Source organism: Staphylococcus sp. HMSC072B07 (assembly GCF_001815505.1).
GTDB lineage: Bacteria > Bacillota > Bacilli > Staphylococcales > Staphylococcaceae > Staphylococcus > Staphylococcus simulans.
On record NZ_KV820899.1, the window covers coordinates 20169 to 44196 of the forward strand.

Consider the following 24028-nt stretch of genomic DNA (forward strand, 5'->3'; position numbering starts at 1 on the left):
AGGCTGTATTCAATGTGGGAAAATAAATTTGCTAAAGAATCTTTGACGTTCGATGATGTACTGTTAATTCCAGCGGAGTCTGATGTATTACCTAAGGAAGTAGATTTAAGTGTTGAGTTATCAGACAGAATCAAATTGAAAATTCCAGTTATCTCAGCTGGTATGGACACTGTAACTGAGTCAAAAATGGCAATTGCTATGGCAAGACAAGGCGGTCTTGGTGTCGTTCATAAAAACATGAACATCGAAGATCAAGCTGATGAAGTACAAAAAGTTAAACGTTCTGAAAATGGTGTTATTTCTAATCCATTTTACTTAACACCAGAAGAAAAAGTTTATGAAGCTGAAGCCTTAATGGGTAAATACCGCATTTCAGGTGTACCGATCGTAGACAATAAAGAAGACCGCAACCTCGTTGGTATTCTCACAAACCGTGACTTACGTTTTATTGAAGATTTCTCAATCAGAATTTCAGATGTCATGACAAAAGAAGACTTAATCACAGCTCCAGTCGGCACAACTTTAGACGAAGCAGAAAAAATCTTACAAAAACACAAAATCGAAAAATTACCATTAACTGAAAATGGTAAATTAGAAGGACTTATCACTATCAAAGATATTGAGAAAGTTCACGAATATCCAAACGCTGCTAAAGACGCACAAGGCCGTTTATTATGTGCAGCAGCTATCGGTATTTCTAAAGATACTGACATCCGCGCAGAGAAATTGGTTGAAGCAGGTGTTGATGCATTAGTTATCGATACTGCACACGGTCACTCACAAGGTGTTATCGACCAAGTTAAACACATTAAAGCTAAATATCCAGAAGTAACAGTTATCGCTGGTAACGTTGCGACAGGCGAAGCTACAAAAGCATTATTTGAAGCTGGCGCAGATGTTGTTAAAGTAGGTATCGGACCTGGTTCTATTTGTACAACTCGTATTGTTGCGGGTGTAGGTGTACCTCAAATTACTGCAGTGTATGACTGTGCAACTGAAGCACGTAAACACGGCAAAGCGATTATCGCTGACGGCGGTATCAAATACTCTGGTGATGTTGTAAAAGCATTAGCAGCTGGTGGACACGCAGTAATGTTAGGCAGCTTGCTTGCAGGTACTGAAGAAAGCCCAGGAGAAACTGAAATCTTCCAAGGTAGACAATATAAAACTTACCGTGGTATGGGTTCATTAGGTGCAATGGAAAGTGGTTCAAATGATCGTTACTTCCAAGAAGATAAAACACCTAAAAAATACGTTCCAGAAGGTATTGAAGGCCGTATCGCATATAAAGGTTTATTACAAGACAACATCTATCAATTGATGGGCGGTGTGAGAAGCGGTATGGGTTATACAGGCTCTCACAACTTGAAAGAATTACGTGAAGAAGCAATGTTTACACGTATGGGACCTGCTGGTTTAGCAGAAAGCCACCCACACAATATCCAAATCACAAAAGAATCACCAAACTACTCAAGATAAAAGGAGAAACTGATTTATGGAAATGGCGAAAGAACAAGAGTTAATTCTTGTATTAGACTTTGGTAGCCAATACAACCAATTAATTACACGTCGTATTCGTGAAATGGGTGTGTACAGTGAGTTGCACGACCATGAAATTTCAATTGAAGAAATTAAAAATATGAATCCAAAAGGTATTATCTTATCAGGCGGACCAAACTCAGTTTATGAAGAAGGTTCTTACACAATTGATCCTGAAATCTTCAATTTAGGCGTACCTGTACTTGGTATTTGTTATGGTATGCAGTTAACAACAAAATTATTAGGTGGAAAAGTTGAGCGTGCGAATGAACGTGAATATGGTAAAGCAATTATCCACGCAAAATCTGATGAAATCTTCTTCGGTTTACCAGAAGAACAAACAGTATGGATGAGCCACTCAGATAAAGTGATTGAAATTCCAGAAGGCTTTGAATCTATCGCAGATAGTCCAAGCACGCCTTACGCAGCAATCGAAGATAAAGAACGTCGTATCTACGGTGTTCAATTCCACCCAGAAGTGCGTCATACTGAGTATGGTAATGACATTTTACGTAACTTTGTGCGTCGTGTATGTGATTGTACAGGCGAATGGACAATGGAAAACTTCATTGAAGTCGAAATTGAAAAAATCCGTGAAAAAGTTGGAGACCGTAAAGTGCTTTGCGCAATGAGCGGCGGTGTAGACTCTTCAGTTGTTGCAGTACTCTTGCATAAAGCAATCGGCGATCAATTAACTTGTATCTTCGTAGACCACGGTTTACTTCGTAAAGGCGAAGGCGACATGGTTATGGAACAATTCGGTGAAGGTTTCAACATGAACATCATCCGTGTGAATGCGAAAGATCGCTTCATGGATAAATTAAAAGGTGTGTCTGACCCTGAACAAAAACGTAAAATCATCGGTAACGAATTCGTATATGTCTTCGACGATGAAGCATCAAAACTAAAAGGTGTAGACTTCCTTGCTCAAGGTACGCTTTACACTGACGTCATTGAATCAGGTACAAAAACAGCACAAACAATCAAATCTCACCATAACGTAGGTGGATTACCTGAAGACATGCAATTTGAATTGATTGAACCTATCAATACATTATTCAAAGACGAAGTACGTGCTTTAGGTATCGAACTTGGTATTCCTGAACACTTAGTTTGGAGACAACCATTCCCAGGTCCAGGACTTGGTATCCGTGTTCTAGGTGAAATTACTGAAGAAAAATTAGAAATCGTCCGCGAATCAGACGCCATCTTAAGAGAAGTGATTCGTGAAGAAGGTTTAGAGCGTGAAATCTGGCAATACTTCACAGTACTTCCAGGCATGCGTTCAGTAGGTGTAATGGGCGATTACCGTACGTATGACTATACAATCGGTATCCGTGCCGTAACTTCAATTGATGGTATGACAAGTGACTTTGCGCGAATCGACTGGGAAGTCTTACAAAAGATTTCAAGTCGTATCGTTAACGAAGTAGATCACGTCAACAGAGTAGTCTATGACATTACTTCTAAGCCACCAAGCACAATCGAATGGGAGTAACCAGTCTGAATATATAAAACGAAAACCCTTTAACCGCAATGGTTAGAGGGTTTTTTAAGAATACTTTACTTTTAAAATCAACACGAATTCTCAAAAGTGAATGTGTATATTATAATTTAGGTAACAAATATGATGCTAACATGATAAACACCGATCCCGATAACTATTCGCAGTAGTTACCGGGCTCTATTTAGGTGTATTGGCTATGCCGTTGCTTTTTAATACGATTATTAGCCAATAGGAAAATAACGTGATTGTTACCCCTGAAGGTCAAGTAAATACATATGGATTGGGTGTAAGCAGTCTAACCCCTTTTAATAGTGATAGTTAGAGTTTTTTCATTGCCTTATAGACAAATATAAAAGGAAAAATGGCTTAAAGCAATTTGGGTGTTTGATAATCTTAAGCTCTTTTTAAGCAAACTTCTCTTTATTGAGGTATAATTATTATACTTAAATAAAGAGAGGTACATTATGAACTTTCATCAATCAACAATCAAACATGTTAATCGAATCGAAATAAATGTTGCAGATATAAAACGCCAAACCGATTTTTACAATCATATACTGGGTCTTAAAGTTATCTCATCCACACCGACACAAACAGTTTTAGCAGTAGGTACGGATGGTCATGAAGTTGTCTTAAAACAACTAGATAATGGACGCTTTGCGAGTAAGACAGAAGCAGGATTATTCCATATCGCGTTTCTATTAAGTGATGTTAAGCAACTTGGAGCGCTCATTAAACATCTTTCAGATGAAAAGATACCGATTGCTGGGGGAGATCATCTCGTCAGCGAAGCGATTTATTTTAATGACTTAGAAGGTAATGGTATAGAAGTTTATACCGATCGTCCATCTGAGTTATGGCAATGGCAAAATGAACTAGTAGTAATGGATACGTTACAACTAGAAGTCACGCGTATTTTAACTGAAGCAAAAGGTGCAAAATGGGAAGGTATGCCTGCAGATTCGAAAATAGGACACCTTCATTTAAAAACGCATGATTTAAGTGCCTCAAGTGAATTCTATCTACAATTAGGATTTCAAGTTGCGTCTGCATTACCACAAGCATTATTTTTATCTGATCAAAAATATCATCACCATATAGCTATTAACACTTGGCAGTCGAACCAACCGCTAAAAGATGCTGAAAAGACATATGGATTGACTGCATTTAATATTGTAGACGCCAAAAAAGGCATAGAAAAATATAAAACACCTGAAGGATTAAATTTAAGTATCCAAGCATAATCAAATGAATCAAATGAATAAAATTAGAAACCTCTTAAAATGGAGGTGCCTCCTAATTGATTTTGAGAATTTTAACAACCACTGAAGGTTAGAGTAACTCTATGAAAAATAATGATGTTTTTGGACTTTTGTTATAATCGCGCTATGGATTAAGTGTTCATTTTTATGAATGCGTGAGCTATGGTGCGATTTTTCTTTATAATTCATAGACAATCAACCGTTAAGGTCAGTAAAGCATTGAGAAAAGCGTAAAATCACATATCAATAAAAAAGTTTTGAATACATTATGTTATATCTGTTATGTTCATGAATTATTATTATAAATGCGCTTATATTGTGTATGTTGATGTTTTTAAATCGTAGTTAATAACTAGGATTAGCGAGTTGTTTTGAAATTTCGTGAATAAGTACTTTATAAAAATTATTAGAAAATTCATACTATAATGAAAATAACATTTGCTTTCGTGCGCTAAAAGGTATAAGCTTGAATGAACACATGTAAAAAGGGGCTGTGCAAAATAGATATATTAATCGGTACAGGTTTATTGTTACTTATTTTAGTATTTTTCACTGTGTTCACGTATTATGCGCCAGATGGGCGTGCAGTCATGGGGGCTTTAGCAACAGCAGCAATCGCAACATTCTTAGTTGAGGCGTTGCAAGGGTTTGTATTGGGAGATATTTTCGATATTAAGTTTTTAAAGGAAACGGGTAGTCTAGCTGGGACATTGAGTGGGGTCATTGTCGCATTCCTAGTCGCATTATCGAGAAAGATCAATCCACAAAACTCAGCGTTGCTTGCGGTCGCATTTGCGGAAATCGGGCTGATTCCTGCATTGTTTGCGGCTTATCTGATGTCGTTTGTGATTCGCTTTATTGAAAAGAAAATTACAAACGGTATGGACTTTATTATCGTAGTATTATTCTGTATTCCAGTTGGACGATTGTTAGGGGTTTGGTTCACGCCACTAGTCGATGGTTCATTATTGAAAATCGGCGGTATTATCGATGTGGCGATGAATACAAGTCCATTGCTGATGGGTCTGATTCTTGGTGGTATTGTGACAGTTGTTGGAACATCACCACTAAGTTCTATGGCATTAACAGCAATGTTAGGCTTAACAGGTGTACCAATGGCAGTTGCGGCGTTAACAGCGTTTGCGTCTAGCTTTATGAATACAACGTTACTACATCGTTTGAAAATCGGTAACTTGAAATCAGTTATTTCTATTGCGATTGAGCCACTGTCAAAAGCAGACTTAGTGTCTTCTAATCCAGTGCCAATCTATGTGACGAACTTTATCGGTGGAGGACTAGCTGGTATGGTCATTGCTTACTCGGGGTTAGTCAATGATGCGCCAGGTACAGCAGCACCGACACCAGGTATTCTCGTTATGTTTGGTTTCAACCCAGCACTCGACGTATTAAAATACGCAGCCATCGCAGCTGCAATTTGTTTCATTGTCGGTTGGGTAATGTCATATGTATTTAGAAACTATCCAATCCGTAACAGTGAAGTGACGGGTTATAAATCTAAAATCATAGAAAACAAAGCTAATCCAACAGTGAATGAAGCATAGAAATAAAGAAACAACACACTAAAGGGACATACCTGATGTGTGTTGTTTTTTTAGTGCTAAAAATGACACGAACTATTAAGCTTTAATAGAACAATACGCCTATTCCAATTCCAATGAGTACGATTGCCCATGAAGGTAGTTTGAAATAAGCTAATAAGACAAATAATATCGTTGCGAATGTGAAATCTAAAGGTTGTTTAACCGTAGAAGTCCAAATAGGTTGGTAGAAAGCCGAGATTAAAATACCAACCACACCTGCGCTGATCCCTTTCAAAAAGCCTCTGGCATAAAGGTTGGACTTAAAACTATCCCAAAATGGCAAGACACCAAACAACAGTAAAAAGGCAGGTAAAAAGATTGCGAATGTCGCAAGCAACCCTCCTAGAACGCCTCCGATATTTGTGCCGATATAAGACGCAAAAGTGAATAATGGGCCAGGCACAGCTTGTGCTGCCGCATAACCTGTAATGAACTGATCAGAAGAAATCAATCCTTGCGGTACAAACTCCTTTTCTAACAGTGGCAACACGACGTGGCCGCCACCAAAAACAAGTGAACCAGAACGATAGAAACTGTCGAACATTTTAATCCATATATTTTGAGTGGTTGCGCTTAAGATAGGCAATACAACAAGCAAAGAAACAAATAACGATAAAGAGATAATCCCTAATCTTTTAGGTAAATAGAACACTTTAGAATCAGCGTCTGGCGTTGATGTAGGCTTAAGGAATAAGACACCATATAAGCCAGTTATAGCCAGCGCAACCACTTGAATATAAATACTATTGATCAATAATGAGAGTGCTAACACAAACATAGCCAATGCGATGGTTGTTTTCGTATTAGTTAATTTCTTGCCCATACCAATAATTGCTTGTGCCACAATTGCGACAGCAACAAGTTTCAATCCTTGCATCCAAGTAAAGTGTGTATCCCCATTCACAAATAAAGTTGAAAATAACATTAAAACAATCACTGAAGGCATAGTGAATCCTAGAAATGCGAGAATACCACCGAATACACCACCTCTGATGGTACCTATACCGATACCGACTTGACTGCTGGCAGGGCCTGGAAGAAATTGGCATAACGCGACTAAGTCAGAGTACTCTCTTTCATCCAACCATTTTCTTTTCTTCACATATTCATCATAAAAATAACCTAAATGCGCTGTAGGTCCACCAAAGGACATCAAACCAAGTTTTAAAGCTACAGTAAAAATGGTGAAATAATGAGACATAGGCAACTCCTTATATAAATTAGCATCAACTTATAGATTTTGCGTTAGTCTTCATTATATTTCGAAATGCGTAAAGGTGATGTATGGATTTTGTAAAGTTTATGAATGACATGTATTTGAGTTTTATGATCAATTCTATAGTATCTCTATATCAAAAGGATACTAAGAAGGGTTGTTCGTCTTCTGTTAAACATAAACGAATGCGTTCTGTGAAATTCCCCCAAGTGACCTTTTGCATGACTTCTTCATAAGTAAAGAATCCAACTTCTAAACTTTCATCGCTAGTCGTAAGTGTGCCGTCAATGTAGATTCCTTTAAATAAATGATTGATGATACTGTGTTCAGTATTTTGAAAGACACCACAGTATGTCGTGAGTTTGATGGTGACGCCGGCTTCTTCTTTCACTTCACGAATGACACCCTCTCGAATGGTTTCACCATTTTCAATTTGCCCGCCAGGAATTTCCCAGCCACGCAAAGGACTTTTGATTAAAAGTATTTTATTCTCATCATTTGTGACCACACATGAAGCGGAAACAATATGTTTTGGGGTCATCTTAATCCTCCTAGAGTTGTGTTATTGAATGATACTCGTTAAAAGTGAACAGCTAGTGTCTAAAAATATGTAAAAAATAATTTATAGTTAATAATTAGTTAATTCAATTGTAGTGTATATCTGTTTTATAATAAAAGCATGTAAATTAAAGGAGACAACAACGATGAATTTTAAACAATTTTTACTGACAGGCCTCGCAAGTGTATTACTTGGATCAGCAGGTGCACATGTATTTTCATATCAAGCAGAAGCTGCCCAATTCGGCGCACACGAATTTCGTGATTACAGCGTACAACCTAAAGAAAACTTGAAAAACTTATTGAACGCGAGTCACTATTATAAAGACATGGCGAAAGAATCAGGTGCAACATTCTACCAGAATAAATTAAACCAAGCGATTTATTTTGCTAAGAAACAACAAAAGTCTAATAATGATTCACAAGTTGTGACAGCAATTAATCAACTTTCAGCTATCTATAATGAGGTATTTCAATTGCATTTGCAAACTGAAAAAGGCAGTGCCGACATCTTAAGTAAAAAAGCAGAACTACAAAACCTAATTGTAAAAGCAAACCATTTATTAACTGAAAGTCATCTTTCAATGAATCAAGATGAAGCGCAGCTAAAACAAACTGCTGCGCAAGCACAAGCTGTATTAAACCAAACAGCACCAGACTTTGAATTAGTGAATGCGATTAACGCAGTTCAACAACACATTCAAAATGTAGAGTCATATCAGGCATTTGTAGCACATCATTAATAAAGATATAAGCGATAGAACACAGTAATCTCTATAGGGTTGCTGTGTTTTTTTATGTTCAGTTTTTTGACTGAGGGGTATATAGGTAAACATAACTACACATATGAGAGACAACATCCAAGGGGGGAATGTTATGTCTAAGGCATTATCGATTATTGTTCCTGTATATAATAAATCTCAGTTTTTACAACAATGTGTATCATCTATTGATGAGTTAAAGTTGAATCATGATGAGATAGAAGCCATCTTTGTTGACGATGTTTCAACAGATGACTCATTGGAACAATTAAAACAGTTTGAACAAACGCGTGATTACATGCGTGTTATAGAGTTAGAAGTAAACAGCGGCAGTCCAGCTAAGCCGAGAAATGTGGGGATGGAAGCGGCTGAAGGCACTTATATTACGTTCTTAGATGCAGATGACTGGTTAGATACAGAAGGTTTTCCGAAGTTGCTTGACCAAGCTTTAACTACAGAGAGTGATATAGTGTTCGGTCAAAGTTTAAAACATAAGGACCAGTCTGTGAGCCAAATTGCGCGCTTTAGTGCTTATACAAAAGAAGAAGGACTTGTGCCTTACGAAATTGATAAAATCTTTCGTGCCGTCGGTCCACCTGGAAAAATAATAAAACAATCAGTGATTCAAGATCATCATCTTTATTTTGAACCGATGAAATACGGAGAAGATAAGCTGTTCTTTACCGAAGTAATTGCGCACGCTAAAACAGCCGCTATGAATGATATCGTGGTCTATCATGTGAATCGATATGGTGCGAATCAATCATTGGTCAGTGAAACAGATATTTTTGAAAAAACAGCTTTTAATTTAGAAGTGTTAAAGCAGTTGTTAGATTTAGACATCCCGGAGACTGCACGCAAACATGCGATCAGTCGAATAGTAGAAATGGATTATTTATCACGCTTATTCATGAATCGTCGCTTCTTAAAAAGCGCAGAGAAAAATAAATTCTATGAAGCTTTTGATCAGTTAGTTTCAACTTTAGACCAACATGACTTAGATATTAAAGATTACTTGACTGAACCGAAATATGAAAAAGTATGTGAATGCTTATTAAATAGCGATAAAGAAAAAGTAGAAGCGTTGATTACTTTATTAAGCGAAGGTATACGAGCACCACATTATATTGCAGACGGATTAGTATATTATCATTTGCCGGAAGACTTGCACACCGTTGAACCCTTATACGAACCCTTCTATGCGGTCTATAGCGGCACACATCTTAAAGATAATCAGTTCTATGAGGTTATTACGTTATATAAAGAAGATTCGACAGAAGTCGACGCAGTGCATTTGGTGAAGCTTTCTGATGAATCCGTTACGCAGGAAGTAACGTTTGAGCAGCAAGACAATCAACTCTGGATACCTTCAGATGCATTAAACGTAGATTTCGATTTTAATCTGCAAGTTATTTATGATCACTACAAACCATTTTTAGTACACATGATGTTGCCAAGCATTACGGAAAATCATGCTTTAAAACGTCAAGGTCAGAAAGTAGAATACGTTTCAACACAACAAGAACAAGCATCATCAGCTGAACCTAATGAGGTGGATATTACTAAATATTATGCAGAAAACCCAGGGAAAGTATGGGCGACTAAGAAGTTTAAAGTGTATGGTGATACTGAATTTACACAAGAACAAGCTCAATCTATGGAAGTCGGTGAGGTGTTTAATGTATCAGAGATACAGTATTCTAAAAAAGGGACACCGCGATTAGTATTAGAGGATGGGAACGTGATTACTGCGAATAAAAAGTTTGTCGAACAGTTAGACAGTGATCTGTCTGAACATTATATTGTAGACTGGCCAATCACGATTCAAGTCATTAAAAAGTGTAAAGCTTATGAAGATCGTAACTTTAAAACTGAAGCAGAATTCCAACCGAAGTTAAATGACACGATAGAAATAGATAAAATTGTGTGTTCTTCTAAAGGGACACCGCGTTTAAAAACAAAAGCGGGTTATTTTATCACCGCAAATCGAGATTTTGTGCAGGTTGTAAAGTAAGAAGAAGGGATGAAAATCTCTTCTTCTTTTTGTTTGGATAACGTGGTAATGCGTTAAAGTATCATTAATTATTTTAAAGAAATCGGTTATGAATAGTATAAAATAACGTATATTGCTAGAAGGTTATTAAGTTTGTGAAATTATTATAAATATTGTTGACAGGGGATAGAGAAAACGGTAAGATTCAATACATAATTATTTTCTGACAATTCGAATATCATTGTATCAATTTGAATTGTAGGGTGCTATATCTATATACTATGAGGGGAGAGTATTTTATTGACTTCTAAAATTACTTATACAGACTTCACCTCAGACCCTTTTGAATCATTAGATGTTTCAGATGAAACAAAAGGTGCGTATCATGTTCTGAAATGGGCATATGATACTTACGGAGATGAAATTGTATATGCTTGCAGTTTCGGAGCAGAGGGCATCGTTCTGATTAACTTAATTTCGCAAGTAAAACCAGACGCACGTATCGTCTTTTTAGACACGGGTCTCCATTTCGATGAAACGTACGATTTAATCGACCGTGTTAAAGCAAAATATCCTAAATTGAACATTGTTATGAAGAAGCCAGATTTAACACTTGATCAACAAGCTCAAGAATATGGCGGTAATCTTTGGCGTAGAGATCCAAACCAATGTTGTTATATCCGTAAAGTTAAACCGCTTGAAGAAGTATTAACTGGCCAAACAGCTTGGGTATCAGGATTGAGACGTGAACAATCTCCAACAAGACGCAACACAAACTTTGTGAATAAAGACGACCGTTTTGAATCTATTAAAGTTTGTCCGTTAATCCATTGGACTTGGGATGATGTATGGGATTATATTAAATCGAATGATTTACCTTATAATGCTTTACATGATCAGAACTATCCAAGCATCGGATGCGCACCATGTACTTCACCTGTTTTTGAAGGCGGCGACTCTAGAGAAGGCAGATGGCAAAACAACATGAAAACTGAATGTGGTTTGCACATCGGACGTAAATCTTAATTTGAAAGTTACAATTAATTTTTTTGTATATAATTCCTAGTGGATATGTTGGAATTTTTAAAGCACAATGACTATACTTGAATTAAGTGTAGATATTTTTTTAGTTTCAATTCCTACTAAAAAACTAAGGATAAAATCTATCATATGGGGGGAAGACACTTGAATTTATCAGCAACAAATAGTCCGTTCAACGATGAACAGGCGCAACTCATTAATCAAGCGTTATCAACATTATCAAATGACCAGAAGCTCTGGCTTAGCGGTTATTTAACGGCACATCTCCAAGATGGCACAGCAACACAAGCACCTGCTTCTAGCGCAGCAGCAACGCAGGCACCAGCAGCACCAGCGCAACAACAAGCTGTAGAACCACGCAAAGTCACTGTATTATTTGGTTCTGAATCTGGTAACGCACAGTGGGTGGCAGAATTACTCGAAAGTAAATTAAAAGAAAACGATTTTGATGCCACATTAACTGAAATGGACCAATATAAAACGAAAGATTTAAAAAATGTTGAAGACCTACTTATCGTGACGTCAACACACGGTGAAGGCGATCCACCGGATAACGCATTATCTTTCTATGAATTCTTATACGGACGTAAAGCACCTAAATTAGAAGGCGCACGCTTCTCAGTACTTGCTTTAGGTGACCAATCTTATGAGTTCTTCTGTCAAACAGGTAAAGACTTTGATGCACGCTTAGAAGAGTTAGGCGCTGACCGTATTTTACCGCGTGTCGATTGTGATATTGACTTCGAAGAACTCGCTAATGAATGGATTGAAAACATTATTAATGAGTTAGGTGATCAAGAAGTAAAGCAAGTGGTTCAAGAGGCACAAGATGCGCCTGTTGAAGATGCTTCTGGACCCATTTACTCAAGAACATTTCCTTACGAAGCAGAAGTCTTAGAAAATATTAATTTAACTGGTCGTGGTTCTGATAAAGAAGTTCGCCACCTTGAATTATCATTAGAAGGTTATGGCGATGACTACGCACCAGGCGATTCCATTAATATCTTACCTGAAAATGATCCAGAACTTGTGGATGAAATTATCGATATGCAAGATTGGGTGGCAGAAAAAGATATTACTGTGAATACACAAGGTGACAAAATGTCGTTAGAAGAAGCATTGACGTCATACTTTGAAATCACAAAATTAACGAAACCATTAATCGAAAGTGCAGCACAGCTCTTTGATAATGAAGACTTATTAGATAGAGCCTCTGATAGTGAATGGGTGAAAGATTATATCTACGGTCGTGACTTAATAGACTTATTGAATGATTTCCCTACAGAGTCACTACAACCGAACCAATTACATCAAGTCTTAAGAAAAATCCCTGCACGCAGTTACTCTATTTCAAGCAGTCATAAAGCAAATGAAGATGAAGTACACATTACAGTATGTGCAGTACGTTATGAAGCACATAATCGTAAACGCTCAGGTGTCTGCAGTGTACAACTCGCAGAACGTGTAGAGCCGGGCGATAAATTAAAAGTATACTTGAAGAAAAATCCTAACTTTAAATTCCCATTCGATGAGAACACACCAGTCATCATGATTGGACCAGGTACAGGTATCGCTCCATTCCGCAGTGTCTTACAAGAACGAGAAGAATTGGATTTAACAGGTAACACATGGTTGTTCTTTGGTAACCCACACTTTACAACAGACTTCTTATACCAAACCGAAATTCAAGATTGGTTGAAGAGCGGTGTGTTAGAAAAAGTAGATTTAGCCTTTTCACGTGATCAAGAAGAAAAACGTTATGTTCAGCATTTAATCGATGAAAACAGTGCAGAATTTTATGAATGGTTAAGAAATGGCGCAGCAATTTATGTCTGCGGCGATGAAAAACACATGGCGAAAGATGTACATCAAGCCATCATTCATGTATTGGAAAAAGAAGGCGGCTTATCTGAAGAAGAATCAGAAGAGTACCTATCAGAATTGAAAAAAGAAAAACGCTATCAACGTGACGTGTATTAATTTTTGAGGAGGCAAATTATGGCTGAGAATAACAATGATTTATATAAAGGCTTAGATGATTTAGAACGTAATAAAGGCGAAAGCAATTATTTGCGCGGTACCATTGCACAGGGTTTAAAAGACCCTGTGACTGGTGCAATCGCTGATGATGATACCAAGTTATTAAAATTCCACGGCAGCTATATGCAAGATGACCGTGACTTACGTCAAGAACGACGCAAACAAAAATTAGAACCTCTTTACGCATTTATGATTCGTGTACGTATCCCTGGAGGCCGTGTTTCCACGGATCAATGGTTGAAGCTAGATCAATTGGCAGATGATTATGCAGGTGAACAAATTCGTTTAACCACACGTCAAACCGTACAGTATCACGGGATTTTAAAACGCAACTTAAAAAAATCAATGCAAGCGATTAACGCAGCTGTACTTGATTCAATCGCAGCGTGCGGTGACGTCAATCGTAATGTCATGTGCAACCCTAATCCCTACCAATCTGATGTGTATAGTGAAATAAATGATTATGCGGATAAAATCAGCGGACATTTATTACCGAAGACAACAGCGTACCATGAAATTTGGTTAGACGGTGAAAAAATCATCGATTCTAAACAAGAAGATCATGAACCTATGTACGGTAAAACATACTTGCCGCGTAAATTTAAAATCGGTATTGCGTTACCACCTTCTAACGATATTGATGTCTATTCACAAGACATCGGCTTAATCGGTATCGTTGAAAATGATGAATTAACCGGCTTCACAGTAACTGTCGGCGGCGGTATGGGCAGTAAGCATGATGATTTAAGAACACATCCTCAAGTCGGTAAAGTATTAGGTTATATTCCTAAAGAAACAGCACCGGAAGTTTGTGAGAAAATCTTAACGATTCAACGTGATTTCGGTGACCGTGCAGACCGTCAACAAGCGCGTTTCAAATATACAGTGGAACGTAAAGGCGTGGATTGGATTCGTGAAGAATTAAATCGTCGTTTAGGCTGGGAAATCGAAGATGCGAAACCATTTGAATTTGACAGTAACGGTGACCGTTTAGGTTGGGTTGAAGGTTCAGGTAAGTATCACTATACATTATTCATTCAAAATGGTCGTATTAAAGATACAGAAGACTTTAAGTTGAAAACAGCGATTAAGAAATTAGCGCAAACACATAAAGGTGAAATTCGCATGACACCGAACCAAAACCTGATTTTTGCGAATGTTGAGAAAGAAGATAAAGCCGCTATTGATGCGATTATCGAAGAGTATGGTTTAACAGACGGCAAAAATTACAGTGGTTTACGTCGTAACTCTATGGCTTGTGTGGCCTTTCCGACTTGCGGGCTTGCGATGGCAGAGTCAGAACGTTATTTACCTTCTTTAGTGACTAAAATTGAAGACATTTTAGATGAATTTGGTTTACGAGAAGAAGAAATCACGATTCGTATGACAGGTTGCCCGAACGGCTGTGCACGTCCTGCATTAGCTGAAATTGCTTTTATTGGTAAAGCACCTGGTAAATATAATTTCTATTTAGGCGGTAGCTTTATCGGTGAACGTTTGAATAAATTATATAAAGAAAATATCGGAGAAGCGGAAATTTTAGAAAGCTTACGTCCAATTTTAGAACAATACAGTAAAGAGCGTGAAACAGGGGAACACTTCGGTGACTTTGTAGTACGTAAAGGTATTGTAGAAAAAGTTACAGATGGTCGTGACTTCAGATAAGCAGTAAGCATTACCTCAGAAAGTGACGTATCTACGCACTTGGATACGTCCTTTCTCCAGTAATGCTCAACATCTATTTAAATAAAACAAAGAGGTGATCGAATGGGAAAAGTATATATCGTAGGCGCAGGTCCCGGAGATCCGGATTTAATCACAGTAAAAGGTGTCAAAGCTATAGAACAAGCCAATGTGATTCTATATGATCGCCTCGTTAATAAGGCCTTATTGCAATACGCAAAGCCGAATACAAGATTGATTTATTGTGGGAAAGACCCGAGTGGTTTATCAATTCCTCAAGTAGAAATCAATGCATTAATGGTGAGTTTCGCACGTAAAGGTCTTACTGTAACAAGATTAAAAGGCGGAGATCCTTTCTTGTTCGGTAGAGGTGGAGAAGAAGCGGAAGTTCTGGCAGAACATCACATCGCTTTTGAAATTGTACCTGGTATTACCTCAGGTATCGCCGCACCTGCTTATGCAGGTATCCCAGTTACACATCGAGACTATAGTTCTTCTGTCGCATTTGTGACAGGTGTTAATAAAGAGAAAACGTTAAAAGAAGATTATTGGAAACATTTAGCATTAGGTCCTGAAACACTGTGTATTTACATGGGGGTCAGCAGGTTGCCTGAAATCTGTCGCTTGTTAGTGCAACATGGCAGACCGAAAGATACACCTGCCGCATTGGTTTATCAAGGAACAAGCGGAGTTCAACAAACTGCAGTCGGTACTTTAGAAACCATTGTTGATGTCGCAAAAGATTTTAAAAATCCATCGATGATTGTAATCGGTGAAGTCGTACAATTACGTGAGAAAATCAGCTGGTTTGAATCTGTTTCAGCCCAAGCAGCAGCGCATCAATAAATGTGTCATTCCGACAAGCAAGACATATTAAGTTCATTTTTTTAACTTTAATTCCTTGTAAACTGATAAGAATAGTATTATCTGTGTGCTACACAACATAAATAATATGAAAATTCTAACAATCAAAACTTGATTATTGAAAGAAAGGAGCAAAGACAATGAAAAAACTATTAATTATTGCCTTCGTAGGGTTTTTTGCACAATTGGTTGACGGTTCCCTCGGCATGGGCTTCGGCGTAACATCATCATCGATTTTGTTATCGCTTGGTTTAGCACCAGCCATTGTATCAGCGACAATCCATTTTTCTGAAATTGCGACAACAGCAGCATCAGGTGTTTCGCACATGTCATTCTCTAACGCAGATAAGCGTTTAATACTGAAATTAGCGGTGCCGGGATCGATGGCAGCTTTCATTGGTGCAGCGGCAGTCAGCCATCTGCATGCAGGTTTAGTTAAGCCTGTCGTTGCTTTGTTCCTGATTACCATCGGTATTTATATTTTAGTTCAATTTGCGTTTAAACGCGGACAAACTAAAAAGCTGACAAGAGGGTCAGAGTTGAGTAATAAATTTATGTTTCCGCTTGGTGCGACTGCTGGATTTTTAACAGCTATCGGTGGAGGCGGCTGGGGACCAGTCAATACTTCTGCATTACTTGCACGTCGTGATATCAATGTTCGTCATGTTATCGGCAGTGTATCTATCAGTGAGTTTTTCGTAACGATTGCAGCGTCTATCAGTTTCTTGATTTTCTTACCTCTTCATTTAATTAATTGGGGATTGGTTCTGGCATTAAGTGTCGGCGGCGTTGCGGCTGCACCATTTGCGGCATGGCTCGTTAAGATCATCCCAGTGAATGTCTTAGGTATTTTTGTCGGCGGTTTGATTATCTTTACCAACAGCAATACTTTGTTGAACGCATTTGGTGCACCGGGTGAAGCGATTGCTTTCGTAAGAGTCGCAGTGGTTATTGGTTGGTTTGCATTATTGTTTGTCATTTTGCGCAAAGAAGGTAAATTATCGAACTTTTTTCACAAAAAAGAAGCAAATAAAGTAGGAAGAGTAAAACAATAAGAGGAGATGAGTTAAATGGCTACAACAACACAAATTTTAGAACATACGAACACACCGCATGGTGGTAAGTTAATTAATCGTCAACTTGAAGGAGCAGAACGTGAAGCATTAATTGAAGCAGCAGAAGCTTTTAAAACATTAACGTTAAACGCATGGAGTTTATCCGACTTAGAATTAATCGCAATTGGCGGTTTCAGTCCATTAACAGGATTTATGGGAGAAGCGGACTATCAAAACGTCGTTGAAAACTTACATCTTGCAGATGGAACGTTATGGAGTATTCCAATTACTTTACCAGTTAATGAAGCAGAAGCGGACCAATATGAAATTGGAGAACAGATTGCGCTTTATGGAGAAGATCAACAGTTATACGGTGTCTTAACTTTAGAAGAAAAATATACGTATGATAAAGAAAAAGAAGCACAAAATGTTTATGGAACGACAGAAGAAGCTCATCCAGGCGTCAAAAAAGTATATGACAAAGGTAATGTGTATCTAGCAGGTCCGATTCAATTAGTAAATCGTCCAGACCATAGTGAGTTTGAAGAATTTGAATTAGATCCGATTGAAGTACGTCAAATGTTCCATGATTTGGGATGGAAAACAGTCGTAGGTTTCCAAACACGTAACCCAGTACATCGTGCACATGAGTATATCCAAAAAAGTGCGTTAGAAACAGTTGATGGTCTCTTATTGAATCCATTAGTAGGGGAAACAAAGTCTGATGATATCCCAGCGGATGTTCGTATGGAAAGTTACCAAGTGATTTTAAAACACTATTATCCAGAAGATCGTGCACGCTTAGCGATTTATCCAGCTGCGATGCGTTATGCAGGACCGCGTGAAGCGATTTTACATGCGATTGTGCGCCAAAACTATGGTTGTACACATTTCATTGTAGGACGTGACCATGCAGGTGTAGGTGACTATTATGGTACATATGAAGCGCAAGAGTTGATTACGAAATATCAAGAAGAGTTGGGTATTCATATTTTAAAATTTGAACATGCTTTCTATTGCACGAAGTGCGGTAATATGGCGACAGCGAAAACGTGCCCGCATGGTGCAGAACATCATGTGCATTTAAGCGGGACAAAAGTCCGTGAAAAATTACGTAATGGAGAATCTTTACCGAAAGAATTCTCACGTCCTGAAGTCGCTGAAGTGTTAATTCGCGGTTTACGCAGACATAGAGAACAAAATGAGGAGGCGTAACGATGACAAAATCTCAAAACATTACATGGCATGATTCAGAAGTAACGAAAACAGAACGTCAAGCTCAAAATGGCCATAAGAGTGTAGTCCTATGGTTCACTGGTTTATCCGGTTCAGGTAAGTCTACCATCAGTGTCGCTTTAGAAAAAGCATTATTCGAACGTCGTATTCATGCGTATCGTTTAGATGGGGATAACATCCGTCATGGTTTAAATAATAACCTCGGTTTCAGTCCAGAAGACCGTAAAGAAAATATCCGTCGTATCGGTGAAGTCAGTAAATTATTAGCAGATGCAGGACTGATTACATTAACGGCGTTCATCTCACCTTATCGTGAAGATCGTGATCGTGTCCGTGAAATTTTAGAAGATGGCGAATTTATCGAGGTATATGCGAAAGCCAGTGTTGAAACGTGTGAGCAGCGTGACCCGAAACAGTTGTATAAAAAAGCACGTGCAGGAGAAATTAAGAACTTTACTGGTATTGATGCGCCATATGAAGCGCCAGAACATGCGGAAATTGTCGTGGATACAGAGACAACTTCTGTGGAAGAAGCGGTTCAGCAGATTCTAAACTATTTAGAAGACAAACAAATTATTTAATATCCCGAGCACACACAAACCTTAAATTGTGTGTGCTTTTTTGGTGGCTATTATCACGGTTAAGTTTTGCGATTATTCTGAAATTGAATTAAAATAGAAGTGTACAATAATATATGGAACAACAAGGAGAGTCGAACAACATGGCAGAAGTAAAAGGCAAAGTAGCAATGGTGACAGGCGGCGGACAAGGTATCGGAGAAGCAATTTGTCGCAGACTCGCAAAAGACGGGTTTAAAGTAGGGGTGGCAGATTTTAATGAAACAACTGCAGAAGCGGTTGCACAAAGCTTACGTGATGAAGGCTATGAAGCACTTGCGGTTAAAGTAGATGTATCAGATCGTGATCAAGTCTTCCAAGCAGTCAATACAGTGAAAGAGCACTTCGGAGATTTTAATGTGATTGTTAATAACGCTGGATTAGGACCACAAACACCACTTGATACAATTACGTATGATCAATATCGCAAAGTTTTCGATGTAAACGTCGGCGCAATTTTCTGGGGCATTCAAGCAGCGGTTGAAGCTTTTGAATCATTTGGTCACGGTGGTAAAATTATTAACGCTTCTTCTCAAGCAGGACAAGTCGGAAACCCAGGACTTGCATTATATGGCGCAACTAAATTCGCAATCCGTGGTATTACACAAACTGCAGCACGTGACTTAGCTGATAAAGGTATTACTGTGAATGCGTATTGCCCAGGTATCGTTAAAACACCGATGATGGAAGATATCGCACAAAAAACAGCTGATGAAGCAGGTAAACCATATGAATGGGGTATGGAACAATTCTCTAAAAATATCGCATTAAAACGTTTATCAGAACCTTCAGATGTAGCAGCATGTGTATCTTATCTTGCAGGACCAGATAGTGATTATATGACTGGCCAAGCTTTAATTATTGATGGCGGTATGGTCTTCAATTAATACAAGACATAAAGAAAGGCAAGTGCACCTAAACAGGACACTTGCCTTCTTTTTATTTTCTAGGAATACCAATCGCATGACCGAGTTGTTTCGGTGTTTCAAATTCCCCTTGTTCCTCATAATATGTTTTGATGTTATCAAAAACAAAATCTGGAAAAGCACTGCTGCGACGTTGTTGGTTATCAATAGCCATCATGATAACCTCATACGTTGCAGTCGGTATTTGATCTTGATTAAACATCTTTAAAAAGAAATGTACACGTTTATGGTCATAGTCATAAACATAAACTTCTACCGTAAACGTTTCATCTAGCAACATTTCTTTTAAGTAAGTGATATGTGCTTCTAAATTAAAAATTGTTGTGTCATGTTTTTGTCGGTAATCAATCGAGAACCCCATTTTCGCAAAGAAACCGACGACCGCATCACTGAAAATTGAAAAATACTGTGCATCATGTAAATGTTGATTATGATCAATCCAAGAAGGATGCACCTTATCCTCATAAGTATAAATGTACCCCATATTTAATTTTCCCCCTTTAATGCATATAACTGCAGTGTATCATATAAATGAAATCGATAGCTTGGACGTACTTTCTTTAGACTATGATGACATTCGTATGAAGTGACTAAAGTAGGAGAAACGTTCCTGAAATTGAAACAGGATTAGAATTATTTTATTCGCACATTCTAAAAATGAATTCAAATTATCAATTTAAGTAATAGATACAATACCAACTATTTTGCTGAAGTGTATTATCAATGAAATTTATCATCGAAAAAGTATAGTAAATGTTAAAGAATGTATAAAGAATAGAACTAAAATATTCTTCTGTATAAAGTTAACTATTTTATGAAATTTGTGTATAATGATTTGTAATAATGCAACACATTAAACAAATGGGGGGATATCATGAAGAGGCTATTATGTTTATTAAGTGCATCAGTATTAATTTTAGCGGCTTGTGGTGACAAAAAAGAGGAGTCGGAGAAAGAGGAAACATCTAGTTTAGATGCGAAACAAGCAAAAACAAAAGAAAAAGCTAAAATTAAAGATAACGCAGTTGAAATCAAAGGGGTAAAGGTGAAAATTGTGGGTACAGAAATTGTGCCTAAGGGGACAACAGAATATCAAGATGATGATGTTTTAGTTGTAAAATATGAAGTGACGAATAACAGTAAAGATGACAATGAAGTTAAACCAACTAGGTCTTATTTGAAAGTGTTTGAAGCGTATCAAGATAGTAAAGATTCAGAAAAGCGCTTAGATTACGGTCATGTAAGAGGAGAAACTTATGATAGTGAAAGAGATAAAGGTGAAGATAATATTAAAAAAGGAAGTACAATTTCATCTATTGAAACGTACAAGTTAAATGATTTAGAGTCACCTGTGTTATTAAAAGCGAAAGATCAAGAGAACTACGAGGATCCAAACATCGGTTCAATCAAAATTAATATTAAAGACAAGAAATCATCTGATAATAAATCATCTGATAAGAAGTCATCTGAAGACGATATTAAAAGTGAGGATATGACTGACTTATAAGAAATTAAAACACTGGAATAAACGATATTTCAGTGTTTTATTATGTTGGTTTAAATCAATAAAGTTTATCAAATAAGTTGAAAAAATAAGTTAATACGGTATGATAGTAATAAATAAAATAGTTCTTATTAAGAGTGAGTGGAGGGACTTGGCCCTGTGAAGCTCCAGCAACAACCGCAAGGTGACGTGCTAAATCCAACAAGGTAACTTGAAAGATAAGAAGACGTACGTGAAGCGCTTCTTCTTGCAAGGAGGGCTATTTTATTTATCCAAAATGAGAAAAAGGTGGTAAATAAAATGACAACATTCGCTAAACAACAAATCAGAGAGAAAATGCAAGAGCTGGAACAATGGGAGAATTATGAACCAATGAATATGGCTAGCAGTATGGGAAGAAAAGCCCAAATTCATGATATTGAGGCAACAATCAGACAAATGGTTCCATTGGAAGTGATTAAAGATTGGCTAGAAGAAAAGTAAGAAAGAAGAGAAGTTCATGATCGCAATCAGTGCGTGTTTAATTGGAGAGAATGTACGTTACGACGGCAGTCATAAATTGAATGATACATTACGCCAACTTGTTCAAGAGGATAAAGCGATAGCGCTATGTCCTGAAGTATTAGGCGGTTTGACTACACCGAGACTAGCAGCTGAAATTGTTGGCGGGGATGGTTTTGATGTGTGGTCAGGTCGTGCTAAAGTCATTGCGACGACAGGTGAAGATGTTACGGAGGCATTTAAAGAAGGTGCATTAAAGACATTGGAATTGCTACAAGCACATCAATGTACGGCAATGATTCTAAAGTCGAAAAGTCCTTCTTGTGGAACCTTGAAATCCGGCGAGGGTGTCTGTACAGCGTTATTAATACGGCACGGAATTACAATTATGAATGAATTAAACTGGAGAAAAAAATTAGATTTCACGTCGATTTAATTTTTAGTGTGAATTTTCTTATTGACAGAATATTCTTTTAACTATAGACTAGGATTAATTCAAATAATATTAATTGATTATGATGAGTAAAGTACATATTGAAGAATTAACAGAGAGCTTTTGGTTGGTGTGAAAAAGTAATTCGACAATATCGAAAATGGACTCTGAATCTGTCAGCTGAATCGTTAAGTTGGCACGTGTTAGCAAACGTTACCACTGCTCGAGTATGATAGTACTGTTAAGGAGAAGTATGGACTTCTTGAAACTGGGTGGTACCGCGCAGAATCGAATTCTACGCCCCTGTAAAGCTTTAGTATAGGCTTTATGGGGGCTTTTTTATTATTTGAAATAAGAACATAAACATAGGGGGAAGTTAAGATGAGTGAATTATTACGTTATGATATTGTAGGAAGTTTCTTAAGACCAGAGGCATTAAAAGAAGCGCGTGCAGCGTTCGAAAAAGGAGAAATCGATCAAGCTGCCTTAAGAGAAGTAGAAGACCGTGAGATTAAAACATTGATTGAGAAGCAAGTAGAGAATGGTTTGAAATCAATTACAGATGGAGAATTTCGTAGAAGTTGGTGGCATTTAGATTTCTTCTGGGGATTGAATGGTGTAGAAACAGTCAAAGATGAAGGCGGATTTGAGTTCGATGCGGTTCAATCTCGTATTGAAACAGCACGTTTATCAGGCCCGATTTCAGGAGACAATCATCCGTTTGTGGCAGACTTCAAATTCTTATTAGCTCATACACCAGAAGGTATCGAGGCACGTCAAACTGTACCAGCACCTGCCAGACTCTTCTCAGAGCTGACACGAAAAGAAAATATTGAAGCAACACGCAAATATTACGAAACAGATGACGCATTAATTGATGCCATTGCGGATGCATATCAAACAGTGATTGAAGATTTATATGAAGCGGGTCTCAAAACGATTCAATTTGACGATACAACATGGGGGCGTTTAGTCGGAGACCAAACTGAAATTAACGGTAAAAACGGTGACCAACAAGAAAAAGAACGCTTAAAACAATTATTCAAAGACGTGAATAACCGCGCAATTGAACGTTTACCTAAAGACTTGCGTGTTCAAACTCATATTTGTCGCGGTAATTACCGTTCCACATGGTTCGCATCAGGCGCATATGACAGTGTCGCAACACCGTTGTTCGACCAAGAAAATGTAGATGCTTATCTTTTAGAATACGATAGTGATCGTTCAGGTGGATTTGAACCGCTTCAATACGTATCAGATGATAAACAAGTCGTATTAGGTCTCATTACTTCTAAAGATGGTGAATTAGAAGATATTGATGAAGTCATAAAACGTATTAAAGAAGCGTCACAATATATCCCGTTAGACCGTTTAGCTTTAAGTACACAATGCGGCTTCGCATCAACAGAAGAAGGTAATAACTTAACTGAAGCACAACAATGGGCTAAAATTCGTTTAGTCAAAAGTATTGCGGAAGAAGTATGGCCTGAAAAAGTAAAAGGTTAAATCATCAATACATTAATGAATGATAGAAGATGAATTTCACTAGAGAAGGTGGAATTCATCTTTTTTTATTCATTTCTTTAAGTTAACTTCACAAAAGTCACCAAGCTGACAAAGATTTTTAATCACTACCTTGTATTATTTAATAGTAAGGGGTATATTATAAGTGAACTACTATTAAACATTAA

General features: G+C 37.6%; 21 protein-coding genes, 1 riboswitch and 1 other annotated feature. Of the genes, 18 read left to right on the top strand and 3 right to left on the bottom strand.

All coding sequences use genetic code 11. From position 1 onward, the window contains the following. Positions 1-12: 12 nt before the first annotated feature. From guaB to HMPREF3031_RS02170, 4 genes are all read left to right on the top strand, one after another. Positions 13-1479, top strand: coding sequence for an IMP dehydrogenase (gene guaB, locus HMPREF3031_RS02155; RefSeq protein WP_002480342.1), 1467 nt, complete (start codon positions 13-15; stop codon positions 1477-1479). A gap of 16 nt (positions 1480-1495) precedes the next feature. Then, a complete protein-coding gene (guaA, locus tag HMPREF3031_RS02160) occupies positions 1496-3037 on the top strand; it encodes a glutamine-hydrolyzing GMP synthase (protein WP_002480343.1) in 1542 nt (513 codons plus the stop codon). A gap of 473 nt (positions 3038-3510) precedes the next feature. Continuing rightward, positions 3511-4290, top strand: coding sequence for a VOC family protein (locus HMPREF3031_RS02165; RefSeq protein ID WP_002480344.1), 780 nt, complete (start codon positions 3511-3513; stop codon positions 4288-4290). 518 nt (positions 4291-4808) lie between these two features. After that, the gene (locus HMPREF3031_RS02170; protein ID WP_031262374.1) at positions 4809-5870 is read left to right on the top strand and encodes a PTS sugar transporter subunit IIC; all 1062 of its coding nucleotides are present in this window, start codon (positions 4809-4811) and stop codon (positions 5868-5870) included. Between the two features lie 82 nt (positions 5871-5952). On the opposite strand, the gene chrA is transcribed toward HMPREF3031_RS02170, so the two are convergent. Both chrA and HMPREF3031_RS02180 read right to left on the bottom strand, forming a co-directional pair. Then, on the bottom strand, positions 5953-7110 hold the full coding sequence (chrA, locus tag HMPREF3031_RS02175; protein ID WP_070724573.1) for a chromate efflux transporter: 1158 nt from the start codon (positions 7108-7110) through the stop codon (positions 5953-5955). 151 nt (positions 7111-7261) lie between these two features. Continuing rightward, positions 7262-7666 (bottom strand): NUDIX hydrolase, encoded by a 405-nt coding sequence (locus HMPREF3031_RS02180; protein WP_002480347.1) that lies wholly within the window; start codon positions 7664-7666, stop codon positions 7262-7264. Between the two features lie 163 nt (positions 7667-7829). On the opposite strand from HMPREF3031_RS02180, the gene HMPREF3031_RS02185 reads away from it, so the two are divergent. From HMPREF3031_RS02185 to HMPREF3031_RS02230, 10 genes are all read left to right on the top strand, one after another. Continuing rightward, complete coding sequence (locus HMPREF3031_RS02185; RefSeq protein WP_002480348.1) at positions 7830-8426, top strand: complement inhibitor SCIN family protein; 597 nt, start codon at positions 7830-7832, stop codon at positions 8424-8426. Between the two features lie 133 nt (positions 8427-8559). After that, entirely contained in the window at positions 8560-10458 is a 1899-nt protein-coding gene (locus tag HMPREF3031_RS02190; protein WP_002480349.1) for a glycosyltransferase family 2 protein, read from the top strand. Between the two features lie 279 nt (positions 10459-10737). After that, positions 10738-11463 carry a phosphoadenylyl-sulfate reductase gene (locus HMPREF3031_RS02195; RefSeq protein ID WP_002480350.1) on the top strand — a complete coding sequence of 242 codons (726 nt, stop codon included), beginning with the start codon at positions 10738-10740 and terminating at the stop codon, positions 11461-11463. Positions 11464-11622: 159 nt separating this feature from the next. Further along, entirely contained in the window at positions 11623-13458 is a 1836-nt protein-coding gene (locus HMPREF3031_RS02200) for an assimilatory sulfite reductase (NADPH) flavoprotein subunit (protein ID WP_037556148.1), read from the top strand. A gap of 18 nt (positions 13459-13476) precedes the next feature. After that, positions 13477-15183, top strand: coding sequence for an NADPH-dependent assimilatory sulfite reductase hemoprotein subunit (locus HMPREF3031_RS02205; protein ID WP_002480352.1), 1707 nt, complete (start codon positions 13477-13479; stop codon positions 15181-15183). 102 nt (positions 15184-15285) lie between these two features. Then, on the top strand, positions 15286-16047 hold the full coding sequence (gene cobA, locus HMPREF3031_RS02210) for a uroporphyrinogen-III C-methyltransferase (RefSeq protein WP_002480353.1): 762 nt from the start codon (positions 15286-15288) through the stop codon (positions 16045-16047). Between the two features lie 158 nt (positions 16048-16205). Next, positions 16206-17120 (top strand): sulfite exporter TauE/SafE family protein, encoded by a 915-nt coding sequence (locus HMPREF3031_RS02215; RefSeq protein ID WP_002480354.1) that lies wholly within the window; start codon positions 16206-16208, stop codon positions 17118-17120. Positions 17121-17135: 15 nt separating this feature from the next. Continuing rightward, entirely contained in the window at positions 17136-18335 is a 1200-nt protein-coding gene (sat, locus tag HMPREF3031_RS02220) for a sulfate adenylyltransferase (protein WP_002480355.1), read from the top strand. A gap of 2 nt (positions 18336-18337) precedes the next feature. Further along, positions 18338-18937, top strand: coding sequence for an adenylyl-sulfate kinase (gene cysC, locus HMPREF3031_RS02225; protein ID WP_002480356.1), 600 nt, complete (start codon positions 18338-18340; stop codon positions 18935-18937). Positions 18938-19077: 140 nt separating this feature from the next. Next, positions 19078-19860 carry a (S)-acetoin forming diacetyl reductase gene (locus HMPREF3031_RS02230; protein ID WP_002480357.1) on the top strand — a complete coding sequence of 261 codons (783 nt, stop codon included), beginning with the start codon at positions 19078-19080 and terminating at the stop codon, positions 19858-19860. A gap of 52 nt (positions 19861-19912) precedes the next feature. On the opposite strand, the gene HMPREF3031_RS02235 is transcribed toward HMPREF3031_RS02230, so the two are convergent. Beyond that, positions 19913-20383 (bottom strand): thioesterase family protein, encoded by a 471-nt coding sequence (locus HMPREF3031_RS02235; RefSeq protein WP_002480358.1) that lies wholly within the window; start codon positions 20381-20383, stop codon positions 19913-19915. A gap of 390 nt (positions 20384-20773) precedes the next feature. Here HMPREF3031_RS02235 and HMPREF3031_RS02240 point away from each other — a divergent pair, with 390 nt between their 5' ends. From HMPREF3031_RS02240 to HMPREF3031_RS02255, 4 genes are all read left to right on the top strand, one after another. Next, positions 20774-21406, top strand: coding sequence for a DUF5067 domain-containing protein (locus HMPREF3031_RS02240; RefSeq protein WP_002480359.1), 633 nt, complete (start codon positions 20774-20776; stop codon positions 21404-21406). Positions 21407-21528: 122 nt separating this feature from the next. After that, positions 21529-21628: riboswitch (SAM riboswitch) on the top strand. Positions 21629-21703: 75 nt separating this feature from the next. Beyond that, the gene (locus HMPREF3031_RS02245; RefSeq protein ID WP_002480360.1) at positions 21704-21886 is read left to right on the top strand and encodes a hypothetical protein; all 183 of its coding nucleotides are present in this window, start codon (positions 21704-21706) and stop codon (positions 21884-21886) included. A 16-nt stretch (positions 21887-21902) separates the two neighbouring features. After that, entirely contained in the window at positions 21903-22340 is a 438-nt protein-coding gene (locus tag HMPREF3031_RS02250) for a 2-thiouracil desulfurase family protein (protein ID WP_002480361.1), read from the top strand. A 70-nt stretch (positions 22341-22410) separates the two neighbouring features. Next, positions 22411-22645 (top strand) — a binding site (T-box leader). A 73-nt stretch (positions 22646-22718) separates the two neighbouring features. Continuing rightward, complete coding sequence (locus tag HMPREF3031_RS02255; protein ID WP_002480362.1) at positions 22719-23843, top strand: 5-methyltetrahydropteroyltriglutamate--homocysteine S-methyltransferase; 1125 nt, start codon at positions 22719-22721, stop codon at positions 23841-23843. Positions 23844-24028: the final 185 nt, after the last annotated feature.